At 61.4% G+C, this 24254-nt stretch carries 22 protein-coding genes and 1 pseudogene; 8 read left to right on the top strand and 15 right to left on the bottom strand.

Annotated elements, in window-relative coordinates:
* Positions 1-139 precede the first annotated feature (139 nt).
* The 3 genes from QMK51_RS03485 to QMK51_RS03495 all read right to left on the bottom strand — a co-directional run bounded on the left by QMK51_RS03485 (position 140) and on the right by QMK51_RS03495 (position 2360).
* Complete coding sequence (locus tag QMK51_RS03485; RefSeq protein ID WP_258698841.1) at positions 140-838, bottom strand: PspA/IM30 family protein; 699 nt, start codon at positions 836-838, stop codon at positions 140-142.
* 24 nt (positions 839-862) lie between these two features.
* On the bottom strand, positions 863-1444 hold the full coding sequence (locus tag QMK51_RS03490) for a YjfI family protein (RefSeq protein ID WP_258698842.1): 582 nt from the start codon (positions 1442-1444) through the stop codon (positions 863-865).
* Between the two features lie 367 nt (positions 1445-1811).
* Complete coding sequence (locus tag QMK51_RS03495; RefSeq protein WP_258698843.1) at positions 1812-2360, bottom strand: cysteine hydrolase family protein; 549 nt, start codon at positions 2358-2360, stop codon at positions 1812-1814.
* A 102-nt stretch (positions 2361-2462) separates the two neighbouring features.
* Here QMK51_RS03495 and QMK51_RS03500 point away from each other — a divergent pair, with 102 nt between their 5' ends.
* The 3 genes and pseudogenes from QMK51_RS03500 to QMK51_RS03510 all read left to right on the top strand — a co-directional run bounded on the left by QMK51_RS03500 (position 2463) and on the right by QMK51_RS03510 (position 5537).
* On the top strand, positions 2463-3458 hold the full coding sequence (locus QMK51_RS03500) for a GlxA family transcriptional regulator (RefSeq protein WP_320393162.1): 996 nt from the start codon (positions 2463-2465) through the stop codon (positions 3456-3458).
* 222 nt (positions 3459-3680) lie between these two features.
* A pseudogene (locus QMK51_RS03505) lies at positions 3681-4789 on the top strand (DUF3182 family protein).
* Positions 4779-5537 (top strand): alpha/beta hydrolase family protein, encoded by a 759-nt coding sequence (locus tag QMK51_RS03510; protein WP_320393163.1) that lies wholly within the window; start codon positions 4779-4781, stop codon positions 5535-5537. The pseudogene QMK51_RS03505 and the gene QMK51_RS03510 overlap by 11 nt, the downstream one beginning before the upstream one ends.
* A gap of 118 nt (positions 5538-5655) precedes the next feature.
* Here QMK51_RS03510 and QMK51_RS03515 read toward each other — a convergent pair whose 3' ends face one another.
* The 4 genes from QMK51_RS03515 to QMK51_RS03530 all read right to left on the bottom strand — a co-directional run bounded on the left by QMK51_RS03515 (position 5656) and on the right by QMK51_RS03530 (position 13289).
* Entirely contained in the window at positions 5656-6642 is a 987-nt protein-coding gene (locus tag QMK51_RS03515; protein WP_258698847.1) for a lysylphosphatidylglycerol synthase domain-containing protein, read from the bottom strand.
* The gene (gene clsB / locus QMK51_RS03520; protein ID WP_320393164.1) at positions 6639-7925 is read right to left on the bottom strand and encodes a cardiolipin synthase ClsB; all 1287 of its coding nucleotides are present in this window, start codon (positions 7923-7925) and stop codon (positions 6639-6641) included. Before clsB ends, QMK51_RS03515 begins: the two co-directional genes overlap by 4 nt.
* Positions 7922-8719 carry an endonuclease/exonuclease/phosphatase family protein gene (locus QMK51_RS03525; RefSeq protein ID WP_320393165.1) on the bottom strand — a complete coding sequence of 266 codons (798 nt, stop codon included), beginning with the start codon at positions 8717-8719 and terminating at the stop codon, positions 7922-7924. Before QMK51_RS03525 ends, clsB begins: the two co-directional genes overlap by 4 nt.
* Before the next feature lie 256 nt (positions 8720-8975).
* A complete protein-coding gene (locus QMK51_RS03530; RefSeq protein WP_320393166.1) occupies positions 8976-13289 on the bottom strand; it encodes a DEAD/DEAH box helicase in 4314 nt (1437 codons plus the stop codon).
* Positions 13290-13613: 324 nt separating this feature from the next.
* On the opposite strand from QMK51_RS03530, the gene QMK51_RS03535 reads away from it, so the two are divergent.
* Together QMK51_RS03535 and QMK51_RS03540 are read left to right on the top strand one after the other, a co-directional pair.
* Positions 13614-14498: a sugar nucleotide-binding protein gene (locus QMK51_RS03535; protein ID WP_033063784.1), complete on the top strand. Its 885-nt coding sequence runs from the start codon at positions 13614-13616 to the stop codon at positions 14496-14498.
* Complete coding sequence (locus QMK51_RS03540) at positions 14491-15420, top strand: NAD-dependent epimerase/dehydratase family protein (RefSeq protein WP_320393167.1); 930 nt, start codon at positions 14491-14493, stop codon at positions 15418-15420. The genes QMK51_RS03535 and QMK51_RS03540 overlap by 8 nt, the downstream gene beginning before the upstream one ends.
* Positions 15421-15599: 179 nt before the next feature.
* Here the strand turns inward: QMK51_RS03540 and QMK51_RS03545 are convergent, their stop codons facing one another.
* From QMK51_RS03545 to QMK51_RS03565, 5 genes are all read right to left on the bottom strand, one after another.
* Positions 15600-16298, bottom strand: a complete 699-nt coding sequence (locus QMK51_RS03545; protein WP_320393168.1) for an OmpW/AlkL family protein — start codon at positions 16296-16298, stop codon at positions 15600-15602.
* A gap of 232 nt (positions 16299-16530) precedes the next feature.
* Complete coding sequence (locus QMK51_RS03550; protein ID WP_320393169.1) at positions 16531-17049, bottom strand: DUF3299 domain-containing protein; 519 nt, start codon at positions 17047-17049, stop codon at positions 16531-16533.
* An 11-nt stretch (positions 17050-17060) separates the two neighbouring features.
* Positions 17061-18326, bottom strand: coding sequence for an ABC transporter permease (locus QMK51_RS03555; RefSeq protein WP_320393170.1), 1266 nt, complete (start codon positions 18324-18326; stop codon positions 17061-17063).
* A 1-nt stretch (position 18327) separates the two neighbouring features.
* The gene (locus tag QMK51_RS03560; protein WP_320393171.1) at positions 18328-19038 is read right to left on the bottom strand and encodes an ABC transporter ATP-binding protein; all 711 of its coding nucleotides are present in this window, start codon (positions 19036-19038) and stop codon (positions 18328-18330) included.
* Positions 19039-19204: 166 nt separating this feature from the next.
* Positions 19205-19798 (bottom strand): DUF2796 domain-containing protein, encoded by a 594-nt coding sequence (locus QMK51_RS03565; RefSeq protein ID WP_320393172.1) that lies wholly within the window; start codon positions 19796-19798, stop codon positions 19205-19207.
* 135 nt (positions 19799-19933) lie between these two features.
* Here QMK51_RS03565 and QMK51_RS03570 point away from each other — a divergent pair, with 135 nt between their 5' ends.
* Positions 19934-20281 carry a hypothetical protein gene (locus QMK51_RS03570; protein WP_258698857.1) on the top strand — a complete coding sequence of 116 codons (348 nt, stop codon included), beginning with the start codon at positions 19934-19936 and terminating at the stop codon, positions 20279-20281.
* 43 nt (positions 20282-20324) lie between these two features.
* On the opposite strand, the gene trxA is transcribed toward QMK51_RS03570, so the two are convergent.
* The 3 genes from trxA to QMK51_RS03585 all read right to left on the bottom strand — a co-directional run bounded on the left by trxA (position 20325) and on the right by QMK51_RS03585 (position 22512).
* The gene (gene trxA / locus QMK51_RS03575) at positions 20325-21197 is read right to left on the bottom strand and encodes a thioredoxin (RefSeq protein ID WP_052967072.1); all 873 of its coding nucleotides are present in this window, start codon (positions 21195-21197) and stop codon (positions 20325-20327) included.
* A 197-nt stretch (positions 21198-21394) separates the two neighbouring features.
* Positions 21395-22051, bottom strand: a complete 657-nt coding sequence (locus QMK51_RS03580) for a class I SAM-dependent methyltransferase (RefSeq protein WP_320393173.1) — start codon at positions 22049-22051, stop codon at positions 21395-21397.
* Positions 22048-22512: a YbaY family lipoprotein gene (locus QMK51_RS03585; protein ID WP_320393174.1), complete on the bottom strand. Its 465-nt coding sequence runs from the start codon at positions 22510-22512 to the stop codon at positions 22048-22050. Before QMK51_RS03585 ends, QMK51_RS03580 begins: the two co-directional genes overlap by 4 nt.
* Before the next feature lie 117 nt (positions 22513-22629).
* Between QMK51_RS03585 and nrdR the strand changes: the two genes are divergently transcribed.
* On the top strand, positions 22630-23094 hold the full coding sequence (nrdR, locus tag QMK51_RS03590) for a transcriptional regulator NrdR (RefSeq protein WP_007906838.1): 465 nt from the start codon (positions 22630-22632) through the stop codon (positions 23092-23094).
* A complete protein-coding gene (gene ribD / locus QMK51_RS03595) occupies positions 23091-24224 on the top strand; it encodes a bifunctional diaminohydroxyphosphoribosylaminopyrimidine deaminase/5-amino-6-(5-phosphoribosylamino)uracil reductase RibD (RefSeq protein ID WP_320393175.1) in 1134 nt (377 codons plus the stop codon). The genes nrdR and ribD overlap by 4 nt, the downstream gene beginning before the upstream one ends.
* Positions 24225-24254: the final 30 nt, after the last annotated feature.

The following is a 24254-nucleotide window of genomic DNA, read 5'->3' on the forward strand; positions in this document are numbered from 1 at the left end:
CGACGAAAATTGAAGCGCAACCCATTGTGGGAGCGAGCCTGCTCGCGAAGCGTTGTGTCAGCAACATTGATGTCGACTGACACTCCCTCTTCGCGAGCAGGCTCGCTCCCACAGGTTATGCATCCGGCACGTGAGTCGATTACTCGGCCGATTTTTTCTTCAGGCGTTCCAGGATCGCATTGGCGCTGCCTTCGTTCGGCGTGATGCCGGCTTCGCGCAGCTTGCGCTCCAGGTCGGTGCCGGTCGACGCATCGGCCAGTTCGTCCTGGGCTTGCAGTTCAGCGGCGCGTTGCTGTTGTTTGGCTTGCAGACGGTTCAGCGTACCGACAGCGGTTTCCAGCTTGCCGTTGGCGCCGCCACTGGCGATCGAAGCGCTGACCTGGGCTTTCTGTACGCTCTCGCGAGCCTTGGCCATGTCCACTTGCTGACGCAGGCTTTTGATGCGGTTTTCGGCCTTGGTGATGTCTTTGCGCATGTTGTCTGCGTAACCGCCGAATTCGGTGGCCTGCTTTTGCTCGACATCCAGTTCATTGGTCAGGGTCGAAATGGCTTCGGCCACTTCCAGTGCCAGGTCTTCGCGATTGGCCTGGATTGCGGACAGGGCCTTGGATTCCAGGTCCTTGATCTTGGCGTTGTACTCGCTGACGCGATCAGCCGACAGTTTGTGCTTGGCCATGATGGTGACCAGCTCGCGCTTGGCGTTGGCTAGCGCGCTGTCAGCATCGCGAATTTCCTGGTCGAGGATGCGCAGGGCCTGTTGGTCGACGATAGATTCGCCGACTTCATTGGCACCGCCACGCAGCGCGGTGAACAATTTGCTCCAGATGGACTGAGTCATTGGATATTTCCTGTTCCCGAATAATTAATTGAAAAAGCGTTCGAAGGCTTCACTGGCGCGCTGGACGTTGTCGACGAGGGTTTTGACCTCGGTCACGACGTTGGTCAGGCTGGAGTCGGAGCTCAGTGCGCCGAACATGTTGTAAACGATCTGCCCGTTGGGCATGGACTCGATACCGATCGAGGACAACGGGAACATTTCCCGGCTGCGCAGAACGGCATCGTTGAAGGCCGGTACATCGTTGATGGACTCGACATCGACCAGAACGGTATCGACGATGATCTGATCGCCAACCACTGCGATGTAAATCGGCAAGCCACCGAAATCGTTCATTTCCAGCTTGATGCTGGATTCGGAGCCTTGAACGAGGGAAAGGGTGATGTCGTTCGCAATCACTTCGTCGAGGGCCTGAAGGGCGCTGTAGAGGCGATCGATGTTCCAGTTATTACCTGCGCTCATGTAATTCTCCGACATGAATGAGCCAGCCAGAATCGGTTGGCGTAGCTGTTTCTCCATCTGCTTGAGCAGGCTTCGGTTTTCGGGAAGCACCCAAGTCTCGTGTTTCACATACCCGGCGGCACCCAGGCCCGCGCGCATCTGCTTCATGTAGAAGCTGGATGGTTTTTTCGCGGAGGGTTTCGAGCGCTCTCCCTTGCGACTCGCTGAATCGGTAACAGACCCGGTAGGAGGATCTGATGGAGAGCTGCTGTTCATGATGCTGACCCCGTTGTGAAAAAATACTCACGCGTGAGAAACACTACAGGCAATTTTTGCGGCCTTCAATAGCTCACGCGTGAGATTTTTTCGACTGTTGCACAGGTGTATGACAAAAGAAGGTCTATCACTCAATGCCAGTCAGTTAAGCGCAATCCTGTGGGAGCGGGCTTGCCCGCGATAGCGATGTAACAGTCAACAAAGATGTTGGATGTGATGGCCTCATCGCGGGCAAGCCCGCTCCCACAGGTTCCTCATCTTAATCAGCCAGAAAATCGTCAGTGGACACCACGCTTGCATAAGCAAAACCCAGGGCCGACATGAAGGCGGCGTGTACGTGGGCTGCCGGAACCGTCAGACCGTTGAACTCCAGATCACGGGTGGCGCAGGCATCGTGGACGACGGTGACGGTGTAGCCAAGATCTGCCGCGGCACGGGTGATGCCGTCGATGCACATGTGGCTCATGCTCCCGACCACCACCAGGTGCTCGATGCCTTGCTGGTCGAGGATTGACTCCAGTTCGGTTTCGCGGAATGAGTTGGTGAAGTGCTTGAGCACCACTGGCTCGTCGGCGCGATTGAGGACTTTGGGGTGCAACTTCGCGCCGTCGGAGCCCGGGGTGAAGAACGGTGCGGCGTCGGAGGTGAATTCGTGGCGGATATGCACCACCGGATCACCGGCCTCGCGAAACGCCTGAATCAACCGTGCGGCGTTGTCCGCTGCGGCGTCGGCGCCCGCCAGCGGCCACTTGCCTTGGGGGAAGTAGTCGTTTTGGATATCGACTACGATGAGTGCTTGCTTGGCCATGAGTGTTTCCTCGAAGTGTGTGTTGGTTGTGGAATGTAGTATTGGCGCTGGCCGTTCGTTCGAGGATTGGCCGTACCGACAATAGAAGGGGGAAAACTGACAATGGGAGTCGAAAGGGCAGTCGCCGAACTGGGGGTACTGATCTATCCCGGTGCGCAGATGGCAGCGGTGCATGGGTTGACGGACCTGTTTGGCGTGGCCAACCGGATCGCCGCCGAGCATCAGACGGCACAGCTACCATTGCTGCGGGTCAGCCATTGGCAGGTCGAGGGCGATCAGGTGCTCGAGCGGGTCTATGACACTCATCCAGGCCCGGCCGGCGCGTTGGTTGCCGTGTTGATCCCACCCTCGATCGGAGGCTTTTCCGAGGGACAGGCGCCCCAGGGGTTGATTCGCTGGATTCGACAGCAACATGCCAGCGGCGCGACCCTCGGCGGGGTCTGCGTGGGTTCTATTCTGTTGGCCGAAAGCGGCCTGCTCGACGGCCGTAGCGCCACCACCCACTGGACTTCGGCTAAATCTTTCGCCGAGCGTTACCCCGCGATAAAGCTCAAGGCCGACACGCCCATCGTCGACGACGGTGATCTGATCACCACCGCCGGGCTGATGGCCTGGTCAGAGCTGGGGTTACGGTTGGTGGACCGCTTGCTGGGGCCGAGCATCGCCACCGGCACGGCGCGGTTTCTGGTGGTGGAACACAGCGACAGCGCGAGCGAGTGCGGCAGTAACTTTTCACCGATTCTCAACCATGGCGATGGGTTGATTCTCAAGGTTCAGCACTGGCTGCAAAGCACCGGGGCGACCGATGTCTCGTTGGCGGCGATGGCCGAACGGGCGGGGCTGGAAGAGCGTACTTTCCTGCGGCGGTTCCGTGCAGCGACCGGGTTGAAACCCACCGAGTATTGCCAGCATCTGCGAGTCGGCAAGGCGCGGGAAATGCTCGAATTCACCAACGGCACCATTGATCACATTGCCTGGACCGTGGGCTATCAGGACCCGAGTGCGTTTCGCGCGACGTTCAAGAAGATTACCGGGCTGGCGCCGAGTGATTACCGGGCACGGTTTGGGGTTACGCCGATCGCGGTCATGGCTCGGTAGCGAGCATCACCACAGACCCCGCTCCCACATTAGATTTGTGCCAGGCTTTGGTCGTGCAAAATGCCGGGAGTATTGAAAGGTGTCGTGCAGAATAAAACAGGCCTTGTGCTATCACGTAATTCGCAATTGGCTGATTTGAAACCTGTTTCTCTCCAGCCTCCGTTGGCCTGATCTCTGCACTCCTTCAATGACATTCATCACGCGCAGATTGAAGGGGAACGCATGACCCCAACAAACCGCAAGAAACTGGTGCTCGCCCATTCGGTGCGACCCGATGCTCCGCTGCACGAAGTCGAAACCAATCGCGCGCTGGCCCGTTGGCTGGCACAGATCGTCGGGCTTGAATACGGCGGCAGCTACGACCTTCAATTGCACAGCGGCCGTGACCTTTATCTGTTGCCGACCCAGACGCTGGTAGGCGTCGCTGCTGCTCGGCAGCTGGGCGTCAAAGGACCGGAGGATTTGTGGGGCGGTTACGTCGACCACGATTTCATCTGCACCAAAGCCATCAGTCATGGCTTGTTAAGCCGCTATGCGTTCGCCCCCGAAGGTTGGGCGCCCCTGTTTTCCGAGCGGGTCCGCAGCGTCGTGCTCGATGGCATCAGCGTGTTCTCCCGGACGATGCCCGCCCGGCAGCGGAGCATCTGCTCTACAGCGGCCCGATCCGCATGAAGCCAATTCATGCCTGCGCCGGACGCGGTCAGGAAGTGATCAAAAGCCTCGGCCAGTTCGACGCCATCCTCGCTCGTCCCGATGCCAAAGCGTTGTTCACCGAAGGTGTGGTGCTGGAGCAGGACTTGACTGAGGTGATCACCCACAGTGTTGGTCAGAGTTTTATCGGCGACAACGTGCTGAGTTATTGCGGTGATCAATACTTGACCGAAGACGGGGAGGGTGAGCAGGTTTATGGCGGGTCCAACCTGTTGGTGGTGCAGGGCTATTACGAGGACTTGCTGGCGCTGGAACTGCCGGATGAGGTGAGGCTGGCGATCCAGAAGGCGCAGGTGTTCGATAGCGCGGCGGATGAAGCCTACCCCGGTTTCTACGCCTCGCGGCGCAACTACGACATCGCCCAGGGGTTGGACTGCAACGGCCAACAACGCAGCGGCGTGCTCGAACAGTCCTGGCGCCTGGGCGGTGCCAGCAGCGCTGAAGTCGCGGCGCTGCAAAGCTTCGTCAACGACCCCGGCCTGCGCGCGATTCGCGTGTCGTCGGTCGAAACCTATACCGACCAACCGCTGCCGCTGAACGCCATTGAGGTCTACCGCGGACCGGCGGAACACAGTGACTTTCTTCTCAAGTACGTAACGGTCAAATCCTATGACGGCTAGAAGCGAAACCATTGCGATCGACATCGACGATGAACAGATGAGCGGGACCTTCCTCAGCCCCAAATCGAAAGTCCCGGGTGTGCTTTTCGTCCACGGTTGGGGCGGTAGTCAGGAGCGTGACCTGGAACGCGCCAAAGGCATTGCCGGGTTGGGTTGCGTATGTCTGACGTTCGACTTGCGCGGCCATACCGGTGGGACCGGTATTCCGTTGTCCCGGGTGACCCGCGAAGACAACCTGCGCGACCTGCTGGCGGCTTACGATCGCTTGCTCGCCCATCCGGCGCTCGATACCTCCGCGATCGCGGTGGTCGGCACCAGTTATGGCGGTTATCTGGCAGCGATCCTGACGACGTTACGCCCTGTGCGCTGGTTGGCGCTGCGAGTGCCGGCGCTGTATCGCGACGACTTGTGGCACACGCCCAAGCGTGAATTGGACAAGGTCGATTTACGCGATTACCGCAACACACGGGTCCGCGCTGACAGCAATCGCGCACTGCATGCCTGTTCGCAATTTACCGGGGATGTGTTGCTGGTGGAGTCCGAGACCGACGCCTATGTACCCCATGCGACGATCATGAGTTACCGCGCTGCGTGTCAGCGGACCCACTCGTTGACCCACCGGATTATCGACGGTGCCGATCACGCCTTGAGCGAGCCTGTCTCGCAACAGGCGTACACCTCGATCCTTGTGGGCTGGATCACGGAAATGGTGGTGGGCGAGCGGTTGAGCATTATCCAGTCAACATGATGTGGGGTGTTCTTGCGATCATTCAGCTTGCCACTCACCGCTCTCACCCTCAGTCTAATTCCTGCGCAAGACACAAGCGGGCTCGCTCGCGAAGGCGGCATCCGCTTCAGCGAATACCTCAAGAAGGTTTTTTCGAGATCCGCAACGACTTGGCCTTGGCTTCCACTACCAGGTACATCACCACGGTGATCAACAGCGGCAGAATGAAATAGATCGCCCGATAAGCAATCAACCCCGCCACCAGGCTTCCCCGCGAAACCTGGTGTTGCAGCAGCGCCACGAACACCGCCTCCAACACGCCGAGCCCGGCGGGAATATGGGTGATGACCCCGGCAATGGCGCTGATCAGCAACACGCCAAGCACCAGCGGATAGTCCAGTTTGCTCGGCAGCAGGGTGAAGATCACCGCCGCCATCAGTGACCAGTTCAGTGCGCCGAGGCCTAGTTGCAGGATCGCCATGTGCAGCGACGGCAGGTCGATTTCCACGCCGCGAATCGACCACTCCCGCCGCCTGGAAAACCGGCAGGCCGCCAAATACCCTGCACTCAATAGCAGCAACAACACGCCCACGCCTTGCAAGGCTTCGCTACTCAGCTTCCAGCCTGGCGGCATTCGCACCAGTCCGCTGCTGAACACTGTGCCGGCAATCACCATGTAACCGAACCAGTTGGTCGCCAGGCTCAGCCCGAGGATTTTCGCGATGTTGCCTTTACTCACGCCAAGCCGTGAATACAGCCTGTAACGCATGGCGATGCCGCCGACCCAGGCGCTCAGGTTGAGATTGAAGGCATAGCTGATGATTCCCACCGGGAGGATCTGCCGCCAGGTCAGGTTCTGCCGGATGTAGGTGCGGCCGATCAGGTCGAAACAGGCGTAAACCAGAAAACTCACCAGGGTCAGGCCTGATGCGATGATCAGCGTGCGTACTTTGAAATCGGCCAGGGTGTCGAATACTTCATCCCATTCGATGCGCTGGGCGAGCATCGTGAACAAAACGATCAACGCCAGGAAAAACAGCATCGTCAGAGGCTTTTTCCAGCGGCGCCAGAGGGGTTTGCCTGGCGTGTCGGAGTGCGGGGCAGGCTGCGCTTCGGAGTGGCTCATGCCTTGGCGCTCCCGGCCGGATGGATGAAGGGTTTGAGGCGCGGTTTATGCGCCGGCAACCAACCGGCCCACGCCGGGAAATGCCGCAGGAAGTGAAACACCAGAAAGCCGATGGTCATGTGCCAGACCCGCCCGCGGGGCGCCTTGTCTATCGACATGATCTTGCAGTGGTTGCTGCTCAACTCGTCGAGACGCTCGTACAGGTCGCGATTGAAGGCACGGTCGCGGATCAGCACATTGGCCTCCAGGTTCAGAGACAAACTCAGTGGGTCGAGATTGCTCGAACCGACGGTGCTCCAGTCCTCGTCGACCAGGGCGACTTTGCCATGCAGGGGGCGGTCGCAATATTCGTAGATCACCACGCCGGCCCGCAGCAGGTAGTCGTAGGTCATGCGCGCGGCGAGCTTGGCCACCCGCATGTCGGGCTGCCCCTGAAGAATCAGGTGCACCTCGACTCCTCGGCGCGCCGCATTGCGGATCTCCCGCAGCAGCCGATAGCCTGGAAAGAAATAGGCATTGGCAATCACCACGCGACGTCGGGCAGTGCGCACTACCTGCAAGTACACCTCTTCGATATCTTTTGGGTGTTCTGCGTTGTCGCGATACACCAGCCGCACCTGACCATCATGATCGCTGACCGCCAGTTCCGCGCGCCTCTGTCTGCGGCGTTGCCACCAGTATTTGGCCCGGGCCGGTCGACCGCTTTTCAGCAGGACAAAGTGATGAATATCGGCCACCGCCGGGCCCTGCACTTCAACCGAGTAATCCTGTTTGGCCTCGGGGCCGAAGTCGGCCAGATGGTCGGCGGAAAAGTTGATCCCGCCGATGAACGCGATCATGCCGTCGACCACCACGATCTTGCGGTGCAGGCGGCGGAACCAGTTGGTGCGGATGCCAAAGTGACGCGGGGCGGGGTCGAATATTTGCAGGCGTACGCCTGCGTTGCTCAGGGCGGCGAGGAACTCCGTACTCAGTTCGCCACAGCCAAAACCGTCGAGGCTGACGGTGATGCGCACACCGCGTTGAGCCGCTTCAATCAGGATCTGTTGAAGCTCATTGCCGACCTTGTCCTCGAACACAATGAACGTCTCCAGCAGGATTTCACTCTGGGCCTGGCGCAGTACTTCAAACACCCGTGGAAAGTACGCTTCACCGTTTTCCAGCAATTCGACCCGGTTGTTACCGTGCCAGCCGTACTCGAAGTCAGTCACCGCCGGTTCGCGCACGGGGGGAGGCGGGGACAGGTGCTCGGCCGTGGCTTTTCCCATCGATGGGCTGCTCATAGCTCGATTTCCACCGACAGCGGAGCATGGTCGGAAAGGTGTGACCAGGGCCGTGCTGCCAATACTTGCGGATGGCTGGCCTTGAGGTTGCGCACGTAAATGCGGTCCAGGCGTAACGCCGGCCAACGCGCCGGGAAACTGCGCGCCGGTTTGCCATGCAGCTCGGCGAAGACCTCACGCAAACCGCAAGGATTGAGCCGCGCATCGGCGCGCAGGCGCCAGTCGTTGAAGTCGCCGGCGACGATCACCGGGGTATCTTGCGGTAACTCTTCCATACGTTGGGTCAGCAGCTTGAGTTGTGCCGCCCGGTGGCTTTCGCGCAGCCCCAGATGGACGCAAATGGCATGCACTTCCCGACCGTCGCCAGGCAGGCGCAGCACACAATGCAGGATTCCACGGTTCTCGTGGCCGCTGATGGACACGTCGAGGTTGTCGTGGCGGATGATCTGGAATTTTGACAACAGCGCATTGCCGTGATCGCCCGCCGGGTATACGGCGTTGCGTCCATAGGCAAATTGCGGCCACAGGGTATCGGCAAGGAATTCGTACTGGGGCATTGCCGGCCAGTTGTTGTAGCGCTGGGGGTGATGCTCGTGGGTGCCGTGGACCTCCTGTAAAAACACCACGTCGGCGGACACACTGCGCACCGCCTCACGCAACTCGGGCAGGATGAAGCGCCGATTGAGCGCGGTGAACCCCTTGTGGGTGTTGACCGTCAGCACGGTAAAGCGGCTCACGGCGCTGATGATCGGTTGCTGTTCATCGGTCCCGCCGACCGGTTCGGGAATGCTCATGGCAGTGCGCCTTCGGCAGCCGGTTCGCCGAGGACGAAGAAACTCGCCAGCGGTTCATGAATGTCCCGCAGGCGCTTGATGTGGGTGATAAAGCTTGGCCTCATGTCGCCTCCCGTCCTCGGACAGCCCTGTCTTTTGATGACTGTGGGGCGCGGGTGAAAGTTTCGACGGGGCTACGGACGGTAAAAACTCGCCAAAACACCACAAATCAAATATGGGAGTGGGCTTGCTCGCGAAGAGGCCAGGCCAACCAGCATCAATGCCGGATCAATTTACTACGCACCTCGGCCATGGCCTGTTGCTCCAGCTCCAGCCAGAACTGCTGCTTGCCGGCAATCTCCGCCGCGGCAGGAAGACCATCGCGATACACCAGTCGATTGCTCGCCAGCGCCGGCACTTTCGCCCCCGGCAACAGGGTGCCGGCGAGGTTCAGCGGATCCACCCCACACACCGCGATCAGACTACCGTCGTGCGGTCGCCGCCTGACTTCGCGCAGCAACGCAATCGCCTCGGGTAGCGCAAATTGTTCCCCCGCCAGACCACTGACAAACCGCCCGCCACGAATCTCTCCCCGGGCCTCGAGCCGATGGAACGTGCGCAGCAATTCCCGCCAACTCGGCAACCAATCCGCCTCACGCTCCAGCAAGCGCCAGAACACCACGCCGTAACGGCGCAGCAAGGTCATGGCGATGTATTCCAGGGTTTCTGTGGGTGTGGGCGTTGGACGTTGCTTATCCACAACCGGGGCGGCACCGCGTCGCAGCAACGCCCAGCGCCCGGCGTCGTCCATCCCGCCGACAAACGCTCCGCGCCCGCGTCGGCTGCTGCGATTCTGGCGTTTGCTGGCCGGGGTGATCAGCGCGCGCAGGCCGGCGAAGCTGTCGGCGTTTACCAGCCCGGCACCGACCAGTTCCTGCAAGGCGATTTCCAGTTCCGAGCGCAGCAGATGGGCCTCGTGAATCAGTTCATCGAAAAACAGCGCGCCGTGCTGGCTGAGCGCTTCATGGACTTTCTGCGTTTTCGGCGACAGCTCACTGACCGGTGTCTGTTCGATCAAACCACTCCACAACCCGACCTGACTGCGCGGCAGTAACAGAATTGGCGTACTGCGCAATGCCGTGCCGGCGCTCTTGTTGTGCGCGGTCAGGCGGGTCCAGACCAGCTTGCCGCTGCGGCATAACTCATCCAGCCAGCTCGCCGAATAGTCTTTGAGCCGCGCCGGCAGAATGTCGCTGTCCCACGCCGAAGCGGCGGCGGGGTAGCCTTCGAACTGGCTGATGATCGCCGGCAACACTGCACTGCCCTGGCCTCGGCTCGCGGTGGAAAGATGCTGCCAGTCGAACAGAAAACGCATGAAATCCTGCAACGCCACCGGCTCGATTTCCCGTCGCAGCCGTTTGACCGTGTAGCGATGAATCCGCGCCAGCAAATGCCGTTCGCACCATTCTTCTTCACGGGCGCCCGGGCTGAATTGCCCGCGCAGTACGTAACCTTCGCGTTCCAGTTGCGCCAGTGCCTGAGTGACTTGAAGCGCCGGTAATCCAAGCGGCTCGGCAATCGCCGTCAGCGGCAACGGACCAAACCCACTGAGCCGCGCACGGATCACTTCCAGCACCGCTTCGTCTGGCTCCCAGGTTTCATCGAGACCCGGCAACGCCTCCAGCGCTGGCAGCAACGCGGCCTGTGGATAAATCGCCTTCAGGCAGGTCAGTCGCTCCAGCGCCAACCACAGCGATTGCTCGGCGTTGATGTGCAAACGGCTGGCGCGGCCACTGTCGGCCAGGGTGTTCAGCCAATCGAGCCACTTCGTGTTGGCCTGGGCCTCGGTATCGCTAATGCACGCCAGGCTCATCAAGGCCTCATGCATTTCATCGATGCCGGTGGGCGCTGGCCAGGCTTCGTCGCGCACAGCGGCAATCGCCTCGGCGTCCAGGGCACCGAGGTCGTCGGTGGACTGCGGATCGCTCCAGCGGCGGTTGAGCACCGCCTGAGTGCGCCGCTCTTCCAGAGGTGCATCGTCGAGAAAGGTGTAGGGGCGGGCGCTGAGAATCTCTGCCGCCAGTGGCGAGGGCGCCGGCAAATCGCGGCTGATCAGGCGGATGTCGCCCTGTTCCATGCGCCGTAACAACGCCAGCCAGCCTTCGCTGTCCATGGCTTCGTGCAGGCAATCGTCGAGGGTTTGTTCCACCAGCGGATGATCGGGAATCTCGCGCTCGCCGGCGAGGTTTTCCACGCAGGCGATCTGATCGGGAAACACACTGGCGATCAGGTCTTCGCTTTTCATCCGCTGGATTTGTGGCGGTACTTTGCGTCCGCCGCTGTAGCGTGGCAGCGCGAGGGCGACCCCGGCATTCCAGCGCCAGCGCACGCCGAATAACGGCGCCTCGAGCACTGCTTGAGTCAGGATATGTTTGGCGCTGTTGCTGTGCAGGTAGCGCCAGACGTCGTCCAGCTCGAAGCTGTGGCTGGTGGACAGCGACAGCACGATGGCGTCCTCGCTGGCGGCGGCCTGCAATTCAAAATTGAACGTGCGGCAGAAACGCTTGCGCAAGGCCAGGCCCCAGGCGCGGTTGATGCGGCTGCCGAACGGCGAGTGGATGATCAGCTGCGTACCGCCGGACTCGTCGAAAAACCGTTCCATCACCAATGTATCTTGCGACGGCAAGGCGCCGAGGGTCAGGCGGGCCCGGGCCAGGTAGTCGACCAGTTGCTCGGCGCTGGCGAGGTTCAGGCCGAGGGTGTCGGTCAGCCAGTCGAGCGCCGGTTGCAGATTGCCGAGTGTGGCGCCGAGCCGTTCATCGAGTTGCGCTTGCAGGCGGGCCACGGCGAATGACAGTTCATCGCTGCGACCGGGTGCTTCACCGAGCCAGAACGGAATGGTCGGCGGCTGACCCAGAGCGTCCTCGACCCGGACCTTGCCGGTTTCGACCCGCAGGATCCGATACGACGTATTGCCCAGCTGGAAGATATCCCCGGCGATGCTTTCCACCGCGAAGTCTTCATTGACGCTGCCGATGTTCAGCCCCTGAGGCTCCAGCAACACGCTGTAGTCGGCGTTGTCCGGAATCGTCCCGCCGCTGGTCACAGCGGTCAGCTTGGCGCCCCGGCGGCCACGCAAGGTGCGGCTTACGGCGTCCCGGTGCAGGTAAGCGCTGCGAATGCCCAGGCGACCGTTGTAGCCCTCGGCGAGCATTTGCAGCAGTGCCTGATAGTGCTTTTCGTCGAGCGTGGCGTAAGGCGAGGCTTTTCGCAGCATCGCCAGCAGCGCCTGCTCCTGCCATTCCTGGCAGCTGACCTCGGCGATGATCTGCTGGGCCAGCACGTCCAGTGGCGCTTCGGGGATCTGTAACGTGTCGAGTTCGCCACGGCGTACGCAATCGAGCAGGGCGGCGCATTCGATCAGGTCGTCGCGGGTGGTGGCGAACAACCGGCCCTTGGGCGTGCCGCCGATCTGGTGCCCGGAGCGACCGACCCGTTGCAAGAAACCGGCAATCGAGCGCGGCGAAGCGATCTGGCACACCAGGTCGACGTCGCCGATATCGATCCCCAACTCCAGCGAAGCGGTGGCGATCAGCACTTGCAGCTCGCCGCGCTTGAGCCGTTGCTCGGCGTCCAGGCGAAATTCCTTGGCCAGGCTGCCATGGTGCGCGGCAACGGCATCCTTGCCGAGGCGTTCGCTCAAGTGTCGACTCAGGCGTTCGGCCAGGCGCCGGGTGTTGACGAAAATCAGCGTGGTCCGGTGTTCGCGGGCGAGGGCGGCGAGTCGGTCATAGACCAACTCCCAGACATCGTTGGCCATCACCGCCGACAACGGCACGGGCGGCACCTCTATATCGAGGTCCCGTGGGCGGGCGTGACCGATGTCGATGATGTCGCAGTCGCGATCACGGCCGACCAGAAAGCGCGACACTGCTTCGATGGGTTTTTGCGTCGCGGACAGGCCGATCCGCATCAGCGGTTGCGAGCAAAGCGCCTGTAGACGCTCCAGGCTCAGGGCCAGGTGACTGCCGCGCTTGCTGGCGGCGATGGCGTGGATTTCGTCGACGATCACCGTACGCGTAGTGCCGAGCATTTGCCGGCCAGAGTCGGAGCCGAGCAGCACATAAAGGGATTCCGGGGTGGTCACCAGAATGTGCGGCGCGGTTTTGCGCATGGCCGAGCGCTCTTTTTGCGGCGTATCGCCGGTGCGCACGGCGGTGCTGATCGGCACGTCGGGCAGGCCCATCACGCGCAGCTGTTCAGTGATGCCGGCCAGCGGGTTTTGCAGGTTGATCTGGATGTCGTTGGACAGGGCCTTGAGCGGCGAAACGTAGACCACCAGGGTTTCGTCCGGCAGGCCACCAGGGGTTTCCAGGCCGCGATGGACCAGATCGTCGAGCACCGCCAGAAACGCGGTAAGGGTTTTGCCGGAGCCGGTGGGCGCGGCAATCAGCGTTGAACGGCGCTGGCGGATCAACGGCCACGCCCGGGCCTGGGCGGCGGTGGCCGTCGCGAAGGTGTTGCTGAACCAGGCGCTGACGGCGGGGTGAAAGCCTGCCAGTGCAGCGTCCGTGGGGATGGGCAGATTCATGGAGTAATTTATGCGGGTGGGGTGAGGAAGATGCAAGTACCGCTCAAGCCTTCGCTGGTCTTTAGGGCCCCATCGCGGGCAAGCCCGCTTGTACAGTGTCCTCTGTTGTTCATAAATATTGCGTTCACAGAAGATCCCTGTGGGAGCGGGCTTGCCCGCGATGGGGCCAGTAGCAGCGCCACAATTCCCCGGGATCTACACTTTACGGATGACGGTTGCGCACTAAACCCGCAAAATGCAACGATTCCGGCAATTATTGAGGACATCGCCTGCGGGCGCTGTCGATAAAGCCATCGTTCCAATCAGACTGGGCCTGCTGACTCTATGCGAATGCGCCTTATGTTACTGGGCGGCGGAAATGCCCTTGGGCAGGCGCTGATTCGCCTCGGTGCGGAGGAAGACATCGGTTTCCTCGCCCCCCGCCCACCACAAGACGGCTGGGACGCCGCGAGCCTGACGCAACTGCTCGACGATACCCGTCCGGATGCGTTGATCAATCTCGCCTACTATTTCGACTGGTTCCAGGCGGAGACCGTCAGCGAGCAGCGTCTGGCCGGGCAGGAGCGCGCCATCGAGCGGCTGGCCGAGCTGTGCCAGCATCACAACATCGTGCTGCTGCAACCGTCGAGTTATCGCGTGTTCGATGGCTCCCGGGCGACTGCTTACAGCGAAAAAGACGAACCGGTACCGTTGGGCTTGCGCGGTCAGGCCTTGTGGCGCATCGAGCAAAGCGTGCGCGCCACCTGTCCGCAGCATGTACTGCTGCGTTTCGGCTGGCTGCTCGATGACAGCCCCGACGGCACCCTCGGGCGATTCCTGGCCCGGGCCGAAAAAGCGGAAGAACTGCTGTTGGCGGATGATCGCCGCGGTAATCCGACGCCGGTGGACGACGCCGCCCGGGTGATCATTTCGGTGCTCAAGCAACTCGATTGCGCGGCGCCGCTGTGGGGCACTTATCACTACGCCGGGCATGAGGCGACCACGCCGCTGGCACTGGGGCAGGCAATCCTGACCGAAGCACGCGCCCTGCACCCGCTGGCCATCGAAGCGCCGACCGCCCAGGCTCACGCCGCACGGCCCGACGCCGCCGAAGAACCGCAACACGCGGTGCTGGCCTGCAAGAAAATTCTGCACACTTTCGGGATCAAACCCCGCGCCTGGCGCGCGGCACTCCCGGGCTTACTGGATAGGTTTTATCGCCATGGCTGACGGCCCTGTTTTAATCACCGGCGGCGCCGGTTTCATCGGTTCGCACCTGACCGACGCCTTGCTTGCCAAAGGGCACTCGGTGCGCATTCTCGATGACCTCTCCACCGGTAAACGCAGCAACCTGCCGCTGGACAATCCCCTCGTCGAACTGATCGTGGGCGATGTCGCCGATGCGGCACTGGTGGCGCAGGCGATGGTCGGTTGCAGCGCAGTGGCGCATCTGGCCGCGGTGGCCTCGGTGCAGGCCTCGGTGGACGATCCGGTGAAGACTCACCAGAGCAATTTCATCGGTTCGCTGAATGTTTGCGAGGCCATGCGTCAGGCCGGCGTCAAACGAGTGCTGTACGCGTCCAGCGCAGCGGTCTACGGCAACAATGGCGAAGGCGAGTCGATCGACGAAGACACGCCCAAGGCACCGTTGACGCCGTACGCGGCGGACAAGTTGGCGAGCGAACATTACTTTGATTTCTATCGCCGCCAGCATGGTCTGGAACCGGTGGTTTTCCGCTTCTTCAACATCTTCGGCCCGCGCCAGGATCCGTCCTCGCCGTATTCCGGGGTGATCAGTATTTTCAGCGAGCGCGCGCTGAAAGGCTTGCCGATCACCGTGTTCGGCGATGGCGAGCAGACTCGGGATTTTGTCTACGTCGAGGACCTGGTGGACGTGTTGGTGCAAGCCATCGAGAAACCGCAGGTCGAAGTTGGCGCGGTGAATGTCGGCTGGAATCAGGCGACGACGCTCAAGCAGATGCTTGAAGCCCTTGAAGCAGTGGTCGGCAAGCTGCCACCCGTTAGCTATGGCCCGGCGCGTTCTGGTGACATCCGTCATTCACGTGCGAACAACCGGCGTTTGCTGGAGCGGTTTACCTACCCGGAGCAGACACCGATGAGTGTTGGGCTGGCGCGGTTGCTGGGACGCTGACGTTTTACACATCCATGAAAAAGGCGCCTTTTGAAGGCGCCTTTTTTGTGGCCGATGCAATAACTGTGGCGAGGGAGCTTGCTCCCGCTCGACTGCGCAGCAGTCGCCATCACTATCGGGTCTGTTTCGCAGCCCAGCGGGAGCAAGCTCCCTCGCCACAAAAGCCGGATAAATATTTCCTAGAACTTGTAACCCAGACCGACCATGTAGACGAACGGGTCCACATCGACGTTGACCCTGGCACGAGTGCCCGGCGCGACGGCATCGTTTTCCACGGTCGCGCGGGTATTGATGTCGATGTAGCGGGCCTGGGCGTTGATCATCACGTTGTCGGTCAACATGTAGTCGGCACCGATCTGCCAGGCCAGACCCCAGGAGTTTTCCGCCTTGAAGTTGCTGAAGCCGTTGGCGCGGGCTTCGCTGCTGAGGTTTTCGTCGTAGATCCAGGTGTAATTGATGCCGCCGCCGATGTACGGCTGGAACGGGGACCTTGGGTCCAGTGGGTAGTAGACCAGGCTCAGGGTTGGCGGCAGGTGTTTCAAGGTGCCGAGTTTGCCGTTGGCGGCGCCCAGGGAGGTGCCTTTGAGCTTCACGTCATGCTCGAACGGCGAGGCCGCCAGCAGTTCGATCCCCAGATTGTTGGTGATCATGTAGGCGAAGTTCAGGCCCAGTTGCGTGTCGCTGCTCATGGTGGCCTTGCCACCCAGATCGGCGCCCTTCAGCGGGCCCTGGTCGACCTTGACGCTGGAGCTGTCGGCTTCCGGGTTGACGGTGATCGCACCGGCCCGAACGATGATGTCACCGGCGTCGTGGGCATGGGCGAGCGGGGCTGCAAGCGCGAGGGCAAACAGCGAAGCGCTGAGCAGGGACTTGTGCATGGGGGCTCCAAAGGACGTTAAAAATGTTCGATGTCCAATGGTAGGGATCCAATTGATACAGTCTTTTGACTCAGCTCAATGAAACAGTGATGGCCCTGATTTTTGCGGAACTTCTGATGGCCCCATCGCGAGCAGGCTCGCTCCCACATTGGATCTGTGCATCAACACAAACCACTGTGGGAGCGAGCCTGCTCGCGATAGCTATCTACCGGATCACGCAGAATTACCGGATTCACTCCGGCAGCTCATACACATAAATCTTGTCCGCCTCCATCTGATACCCGGCATCCGCCAACTCACTGGTGGACGCCTTGACCTGCAACGCACCCTCGATCCAGTACGGCTGATACAGCTCGTCCAGCTTCACGCCGACTTCGCTTTTGACATGCACGATCTGGTTCGACGGCGGAGGCGGTACGTGGATGCAGGCGCCGAAATACGACACCAGCAGAAACTCCGTGGTGCGGCCTTCTTCACTGACTTCCAGCGGCACGATGTACCCCGGCAAGCGAATATTCTGGCCATCGAGGCTTTTCACCACCGGCGCGCTGGGCATGTCCTGCTTGGCGGCCGGGGCCGACTCCGCGGACAACGTGTCGCTCATCTTCGACAGGTCGTGCAGTGGCGTCATGTTCGGCACTTCTGGCGGGGCATCCGGCGGGATCATTTCCGACCAGGTCAGGTCTTTCGGCTCGGCCGCCCACAGCGGCAGAGCAACCAGCAGCAACAGCGCAAGCAGAGCGCGGGGCATGTTCAACGTCCTCACAGGCGGATCGACAGGCCATCGGCCAAGGATTGGCGATAAGCGCGCCAGGCCGGCACGCTGCCCATCAGCAGCGCGGCGATCAGGATGCCGCCGAGCAGCGTCCATTCATATTCACTCGGCCAGGCCAGCGGCAGGTACAAGCCGTAATTCGATTGCACGTAACCTTGCGCCACGGTGATGCCCACATACAGCAGCGCCACGCCGGCAATCACCCCCGACAGCGCCAGGGCAAACGCTTCCAGCACCAGTAAAGTCGCAATATGCCATGGCCGCGCGCCCACTGAACGCAGAATCGCCATCTCCCGGCGCCGCTCGTTGAGGCTGGTGAGAATCGCCGTGAGCATGCCGATCAACCCGGTCAGCACCACGAACAGCGAGACGACGAACAAGGCTTTTTCCGCCGTGCTCATCAAACTCCACAACTCCTGCAACGCCACGCCCGGCAGGATCGCCAGCATCGGTTCGCCACGGAATTCGTTGATTTCACGTTGCAGCGCGAAGGTCGAAATCTTGTTGTTAAGGCCGAGCATGAACGCGGTGATCGCTTGCGGCGTCAGGTCCATGTTGCGCGCCTGATCGGCACTGATCCGGCCGTTACCGCGCGCCGGCACGCCGTTGTGCCAGTCAATGTGGATGGCTTCCATGCCGCCGAGGCTGATGTGCAGCGTGCGGTCCACCGGGGTGCCGGTGCGTTTGAGAATGCCGACCACGGTGAACGGTTTGTCGTCATGCTTGACCAGGCTGATCGCCGCCACGCCATGAGCCAGCACCAGTTTGTCGCCGAGCTTGTAATGCAACGCATCGGCCACTTCGGCGCCGAGCACCACTTCGAACGGATCGCAGGCGAAGGCGCGGCCATCGGCCAGTTCCAGGTGCTGCTGATGGCCGTATTGGTAATGCTCGAAGTACGCCTCGGTGGTGCCCATCACGCGATAACCGCGATGGGAATCGCCGAGGGACATCGGGATCGCCCACTTCACTTTCGGGTTGTTGGCGAAATGCTCAAAGCTGTCCCAGCGGATATTGTTGGTGGCGTTGCCGATGCGGAATACCGAATACAGCAGCAGGTTCACTGAACCGGAACGTGCGCCGACGATCAGGTCGGTGCCGCTGATGGTGCTGGCGAAACTGGCCTTGGCCTCGGTGCGCACCCGCTCCACGGCCAGCAGCAGGCACACTGACAGGGCGATGGCGAACGCGGTGAGAATCGCGGTGAAGCGACGGTTAGCCAGGCTGGCCATGGCTAGACGAAACAAATACATCTCAGACCTCTACGGGCGTGGCGGCGCGATTGAGCTCGGCCAGCGACAGATTGCGATCGAACAGCGGCGCCAGGCTCTGGTCATGGCTGACGAACAACAGGCTCGAACCGGCTTCGCGGCATTCGGCGAACAGCAAGCGAATGAAGTTCTCGCGGGCGTCGTAGTCCAGCGCCGAGGTCGGTTCGTCGGCGATCACCAGTTCTGGCTGACCGATCAACGCGCGCGCGGCGGCGACCCGTTGCTGCTGGCCGATGGACAGCGAATCGGCGCGGCGGCTGAGGATGTTTTCATCCTTCAGGCCCAAGTGGGCGAGCAGCGTGGCGGCGGCCTGATCGACGCTGCCGTGACGCTGTGTCGCCCGTTCGGCGCGCAGCCTGGAGAAGTGGCAGGGCAACTCGACGTTCTCGCGAACCGAGAGGAACGGCAGCAAGTTGAACTGCTGGAAGATGTAGCCGGTGTGATCGACCCGGAAGCGGTCACGGGCACCGGCCGAGAGTTCGGTCAGCTCCTGGCCCAGCAGGCGAATGCTGCCGCGATCAGGCTTCTGCACACCGCCGAGCAGACCCAGCAGGGTGGTTTTGCCGCTGCCACTGGGGCCTTTGAGGAACAGGGTTTCACCAGGCATAAGGCGAAACGCCGGGATGTCCAGCAGCGGCGGATGACCGGGCCAGCTGAAGCCCAGGTCGGACAGTTCGATGAGTGCTTGGGTCATAGCGCCGATTTCATGGGTTTTGGGTACTTGTCTCAATGTCACATTCAACACCAACCCCCTGTGGGAGCGAGCCTGCTCGCGATGAGGCCATCACCTTCAACATAGATGTCGACTGTTCGGCCGCTATCGCGAGCAGGCTCGCTCCCACAGGGGATCTTCGGTGAATTCAGAATTTCAGGGCGGCAGCCTTGGCTGTTACCTCAACCCCTTGCTGCCCGCTCGGGCTGATCAGTTGTACCTGAATCTTCTGGGTGGCCGGGAATGTGTTGAAGACAGTCGCCAGGTCCAGGGTCTTCAGCGCACCCGGGGCCGAGCAGCTGAATTGGTAATGGGCGTGGATTTCGCTGTGGTCATGGTGATGCTCGTGACCGTCCTTGGCGTTTTCCTTGTCATGGTCATCGGCATCCGGCTTGTCACCGAACAGCGGGCTTTCCAGTTCCTGGGTCACGACCACACAGCCGGCGGCTTTCGGCAGGTTGAACAGCGCCAGCGGTTTTTCCAGCTGGGCACGGGCGGCGGCGACCTTGGCCTTGTCGGCGTCGGTGGTGGCGGCGTGTTCGAAACCCACCAGGTTCATCGCCGGGCTTTCCAGTTCCAATTCCAGAGTCTGGCCATCCAGCGCCGCATTCAGGCGACCGACGCCATGTTCGTGGGCGCTGAGGCTGCCGTGCTCATCGTGATCATGATCATGCTCGACAGCCGCGTGGGCGACAGCCAGCGGCAACAGGGCAAACGGCAAAGCGAGCAGCAGACGGCGCATGACGGGTCTCCGAAAAGTAAAGTGAAGAGTCTGTTATGTAATCTTATAACGAAAGTGCCGAGAGTTTGACCGTCTGCTTGGCGTTGCGCAAGACCCATGGGAGCATGCAAGACATGTATGGGCAGGAGCAGACTTATGTTGCGAATACGCGGAAGCATCGGCGACTGGCCGGTGGATTTGACGCTGGAACTGGATGAGGGCGACTGGGCGCAGCTCGGTGCGCAGTTGCAGGCTGCCAAACCCGAGGCGAGTGCGACGCCCGCCAAACCGGTGAATCAGGACGATGCGCTTTGGCAGATCGCCAAAGAACTGCTGCGCAAGGCAGGGCAATTGAGCGGGCCGGATTTGCTGGAGCAGCTGGAAGGGCTGACCGGCAGCGCAGCGGCGGGCAAACGCTTGTTGGTGCGCTTGCGCCACTGCGCAGACGTCAAAGTGGTGAGCGGCGGGGATACGCCGCTCTACAGCTGGCACAAGCCGGCGTAAGAGCTGCCGCAGGCTCGGGCCGCGTTCGGACGATCTTTTGACCTTAATAGAGCGCGGCAAACAACTTGCGACGGTACGTGGTCACCAGCGGGTGATCGTTGCCCAGCAATTCGAACACTTGCAGCAAGGTCTTGTGTGGCAAGCCTTCGCTGTAGCTGCGGTTGCGGATGAACAGTTTCAGCAAGGCATCCAGCGCCGCGTCATATTGCTGACGGGCCAGTTGCTGGATCGCCAGTTGATAGACCGCCTCATCGTCCTGCGGATTTTTCGCCAGACGCGCTTTCAGATCTGCCGCATCCGGTAAATCCCTGGCCTGACCGAGAAACTGGATCTGCGCCTTGGCACCGGCCAGCGCAGCTTTGTGTTCATCGGTCTTGACCGCGTCGAGCACGATTTGCGCTTCACCCAGTTCGCCGCGCTCGGTGAGGCAGCGGGCGTAGAGAATCAGTGCCTTGGCATTGGTGTTGTCTTCAGCCAGCAGTACTTTGAGCGTGGCTTCGGCGTCGGCGAAACGACCGTCATCGAACAGCGCCTGAGCCTGCTCGAACGGGTCGGCCGCAGCGGGCGGCGGCATTTGCACGTGGGGCTCGAGCATGGTGCGCACAGCCGATTCCGGTTGTGCACCGGCAAAACCGTCCACTGGCTGACCGTCCTTGAACAGCACCACGGTCGGCAGGCTGCGAATGCCGAAGCGCGCAACAATGTCCTGCTCGATGTCGCAGTTGACCTTGGCCAGCAGCAACTCGCCCTGATAGCTCTCGGCGATGGTTTGCAGCATCGGCATCAAGGCCTTGCACGGCGCACACCATTCGGCCCAGAAATCCACCAGTACCGGTTTGTGAAAAGAGTTCTCGATCACCGACTGGTCGAAATCGGCAGTCGTGGCGTCGAAGATGTACGGCGTTTCCTGACTCATGGGGTCTCTCGTAAAAGCGTGGATGAGGCCACTATAAGGCTTGGTGGGGGGTGGCTGAAAGCGGGGTGACAGTTAGTCTTCTGGTGCCTGATAAGCCGCCATCGCGAGCAGGCTCGCTCCCACAGGGGATCAACGTCTTCCGTAAAATTTGTGCTCCACACAAAACCACTGTGGGAGCGAGCCTGCTCGCGATGCTTTTAGCCGCGCCGCGCATGGTAGAGGCTCACATGCCGAAACTCTTCGGGTTCGGCCAGGTCCGGCAAGGTCATCGCTTCCAGCATTTCGATGCGCTGATACAACGGATGGCGAAAATCCCTCACACGCGAATCCGCCACCAACGCTTCCCGGCCACGGCTGAGAAACTCGTCGAGTAATGGCAGATTTTCCCGGTCGTACAACACATCGGCCACCAGAATCAGATCAAACCGATCCGCTTCGGCGAAAAAGTCCGTCGAGTAGCTGAGCTGCACATCATTGAGTTCAGCATTCGCCCGACATGCAGCAATCGCCAGCGGGTCCAAGTCGCAGGCCACCACTTCCAGCGCCCCGGCTTTCACCGCCGCAATCGCGGCCACCCCGGAACCGGCGCCGAAATCCAGCACCCGTTTGCCCTCGACCCAGTGCGGGTGATCGGCGAGATAGCGCGCCACGGCCAGCCCACTGGCCCAGCAGAAACTCCAGTACGGCGGCTCATGGAGAATCCGCCGGGTTTCTTCGGGGCTGAAGGCGCGGTCCATGTTGTCGCCGTCGATCAGCCAGAGCTTCAGCGCGGTGCCCGGTAAGTCACAGGCTACAAGCTGTGCATCGCCGAGCAGTTCACTCAATGCCTGTTGCAGGTCGAGCGGTGCAATCATGGTGCTTTGACGAATTGCAGCTGACCCAATGCCTGGGTGGTTGGCTGTGTGATCATTTGCGCCGGCAGATGCAGAATCAACTGCCCGGACTGGCTGGCGCGCCCGCGCAGTTCAACGCGAGCGCCAACCGGGAAGGATTCAGGGTTGAAACGCAGACGAAACGGCAACACCTGATGGGTGCCGATCAGGTTGGCACTGGCGAGCAATTGTTGCGGGCGATCCTTGTCGTCGATCACCAGCAGCGCCAGTTCGACTTCGGCATCGGCCGGCACGCCCAACAGCGTGCCGCTGATTTCACGTTGGTAAGCCGGCAGCGGACCGAGCTCGGCAGACGCCTTGGCTTTCTTCTGCGCCTGTTGTGGCGCCGGGCCTGGAGTCGGTGGCTGGGGCTTGGGCGCATCACTGCCACAGGCCACCAACAGGCTGAAAAGACTGAGCAAAATGAGGGGGCGTAAAGACATTGGCGGCTCCAGCAAGTGAAATCCATATACAGCCAGTCTGTATACCGCAAACCCTATGGCTTGTCTTGCCACGGGGATGCGCTACCATGGCCCTCCCATTTTTTGTTGCCTGCCACCATGCACTGTCCCTTCTGCGGTGCCAACGACACCAAGGTCATCGACTCGCGTCTGGTCGCCGAGGGCGAACAGGTGCGCCGCCGGCGTGAATGCCTGGCCTGCGGCGAACGTTTCACGACGTTCGAAACCGCTGAACTGGTGTTGCCGCGCCTGATCAAAACCGACGGCAGTCGCCAGCCGTTCGATGAAGAAAAACTGCGTGCCGGCATGCAGCGGGCGCTGGAGAAGCGCCCGGTAAGTGTCGAGCGCCTCGAATCGTCGCTGGTGCACATCAAACACAAGCTGCGCGCCACCGGTGAACGCGAGGTCAAATCCCTCGTGGTCGGCGAACTGGTGATGGCGGAGCTGAAGAAGCTTGATGAAGTCGCCTATATCCGCTTCGCTTCGGTGTATCGACGCTTCCAGGACCTCAACGAGTTCCGTGAAGAGATCGATCGCCTCGCCCGTGAGCCGGTGAAAGAATGACCACCTCCCCGGAACAAGCCATCCTCGACATCCATTACATGGCCCGCGCCCTGGAACTGGCGCGCAAAGGTCATTACACGACGCACCCCAACCCCCGGGTTGGCTGCGTGGTGGTGCGTGACGGGCAGATTGTCGGTGAAGGCTGGCATGTGCGCACCGGCGAGCCCCATGCCGAAGTCCACGCCTTGCGTGCCGCGGGCGACAAGGCGCGGGGCGCCACGGCTTACGTGACCCTCGAACCTTGCAGCCACCACGGCCGTACGCCGCCCTGTGCCGAAGCGCTGGTCAATGCCGGTGTGGCGCGCGTCGTCGCGGCGATGCAGGACCCGAACCCGGAAGTCGCCGGTCGCGGCCTGCAACGTCTGGCCCAGGCCGGTATCGCCACCGAAAGCGGCGTGCTGGAAAGCGAGGCGCGCAAGCTTAATGAAGGCTTCCTCAAGCGCATGGAACACGGCTTGCCATTCGTGCGGGTCAAATTGGCCATGAGCCTCGACGGTCGCACGGCCATGGAAAGCGGCGAGAGCCAGTGGATCACAGGTACGGCGGCGCGTTCGGCGGTACAACGCCTGCGCGCCCAGGCCAGCGTGGTGCTGACCGGCGCCGACACGGTGCTCGCGGACAATGCCCGCTTGACCGTGCGAGCCGATGAATTGGGCCTGGATCCCGAACAAACAGCCTTGGCCATGAGCCGTCCGCCGCTTCGCGTGCTGATCGACGGTCGTCTGCGGGTGCCGCTGGATGCGCCGTTCTTCAAGGCCGGCCCTGCGTTGGTCGCCACGTGTATGGCAATCGAAGAGCAATACGCCAACGGTCCGGAATGCCTGATCGTGGCCGGCGACGATGGCCAGGTTGACCTGCGCAAGCTGTTGGTCGAGCTCGCGGCCCGTGGCGTCAACGAAGTGCTGGTCGAGGCCGGCCCGCGTCTGGCCGGGGCGTTCGCTCAGCAAGGGCTGGTGGATGAGTTCCAGATCTTCATCGCCGGCAAGTTTCTCGGCTCCACGGCGCGACCGTTGCTGGACTGGCCGCTGGCGCAAATGAAAGAGGCGCCCGAGCTCAAAATTACCGAAATCCGCGCGGTTGGCGATGACTGGCGAGTCACTGCCATCCCTGTGCCATCGGCGAGCGTATAATTCCCGGCCATTGCTCTAGTGCTGGCCCTG

Source organism: Pseudomonas sp. P9_31, assembly GCF_034008235.1.
GTDB lineage: Bacteria > Pseudomonadota > Gammaproteobacteria > Pseudomonadales > Pseudomonadaceae > Aquipseudomonas.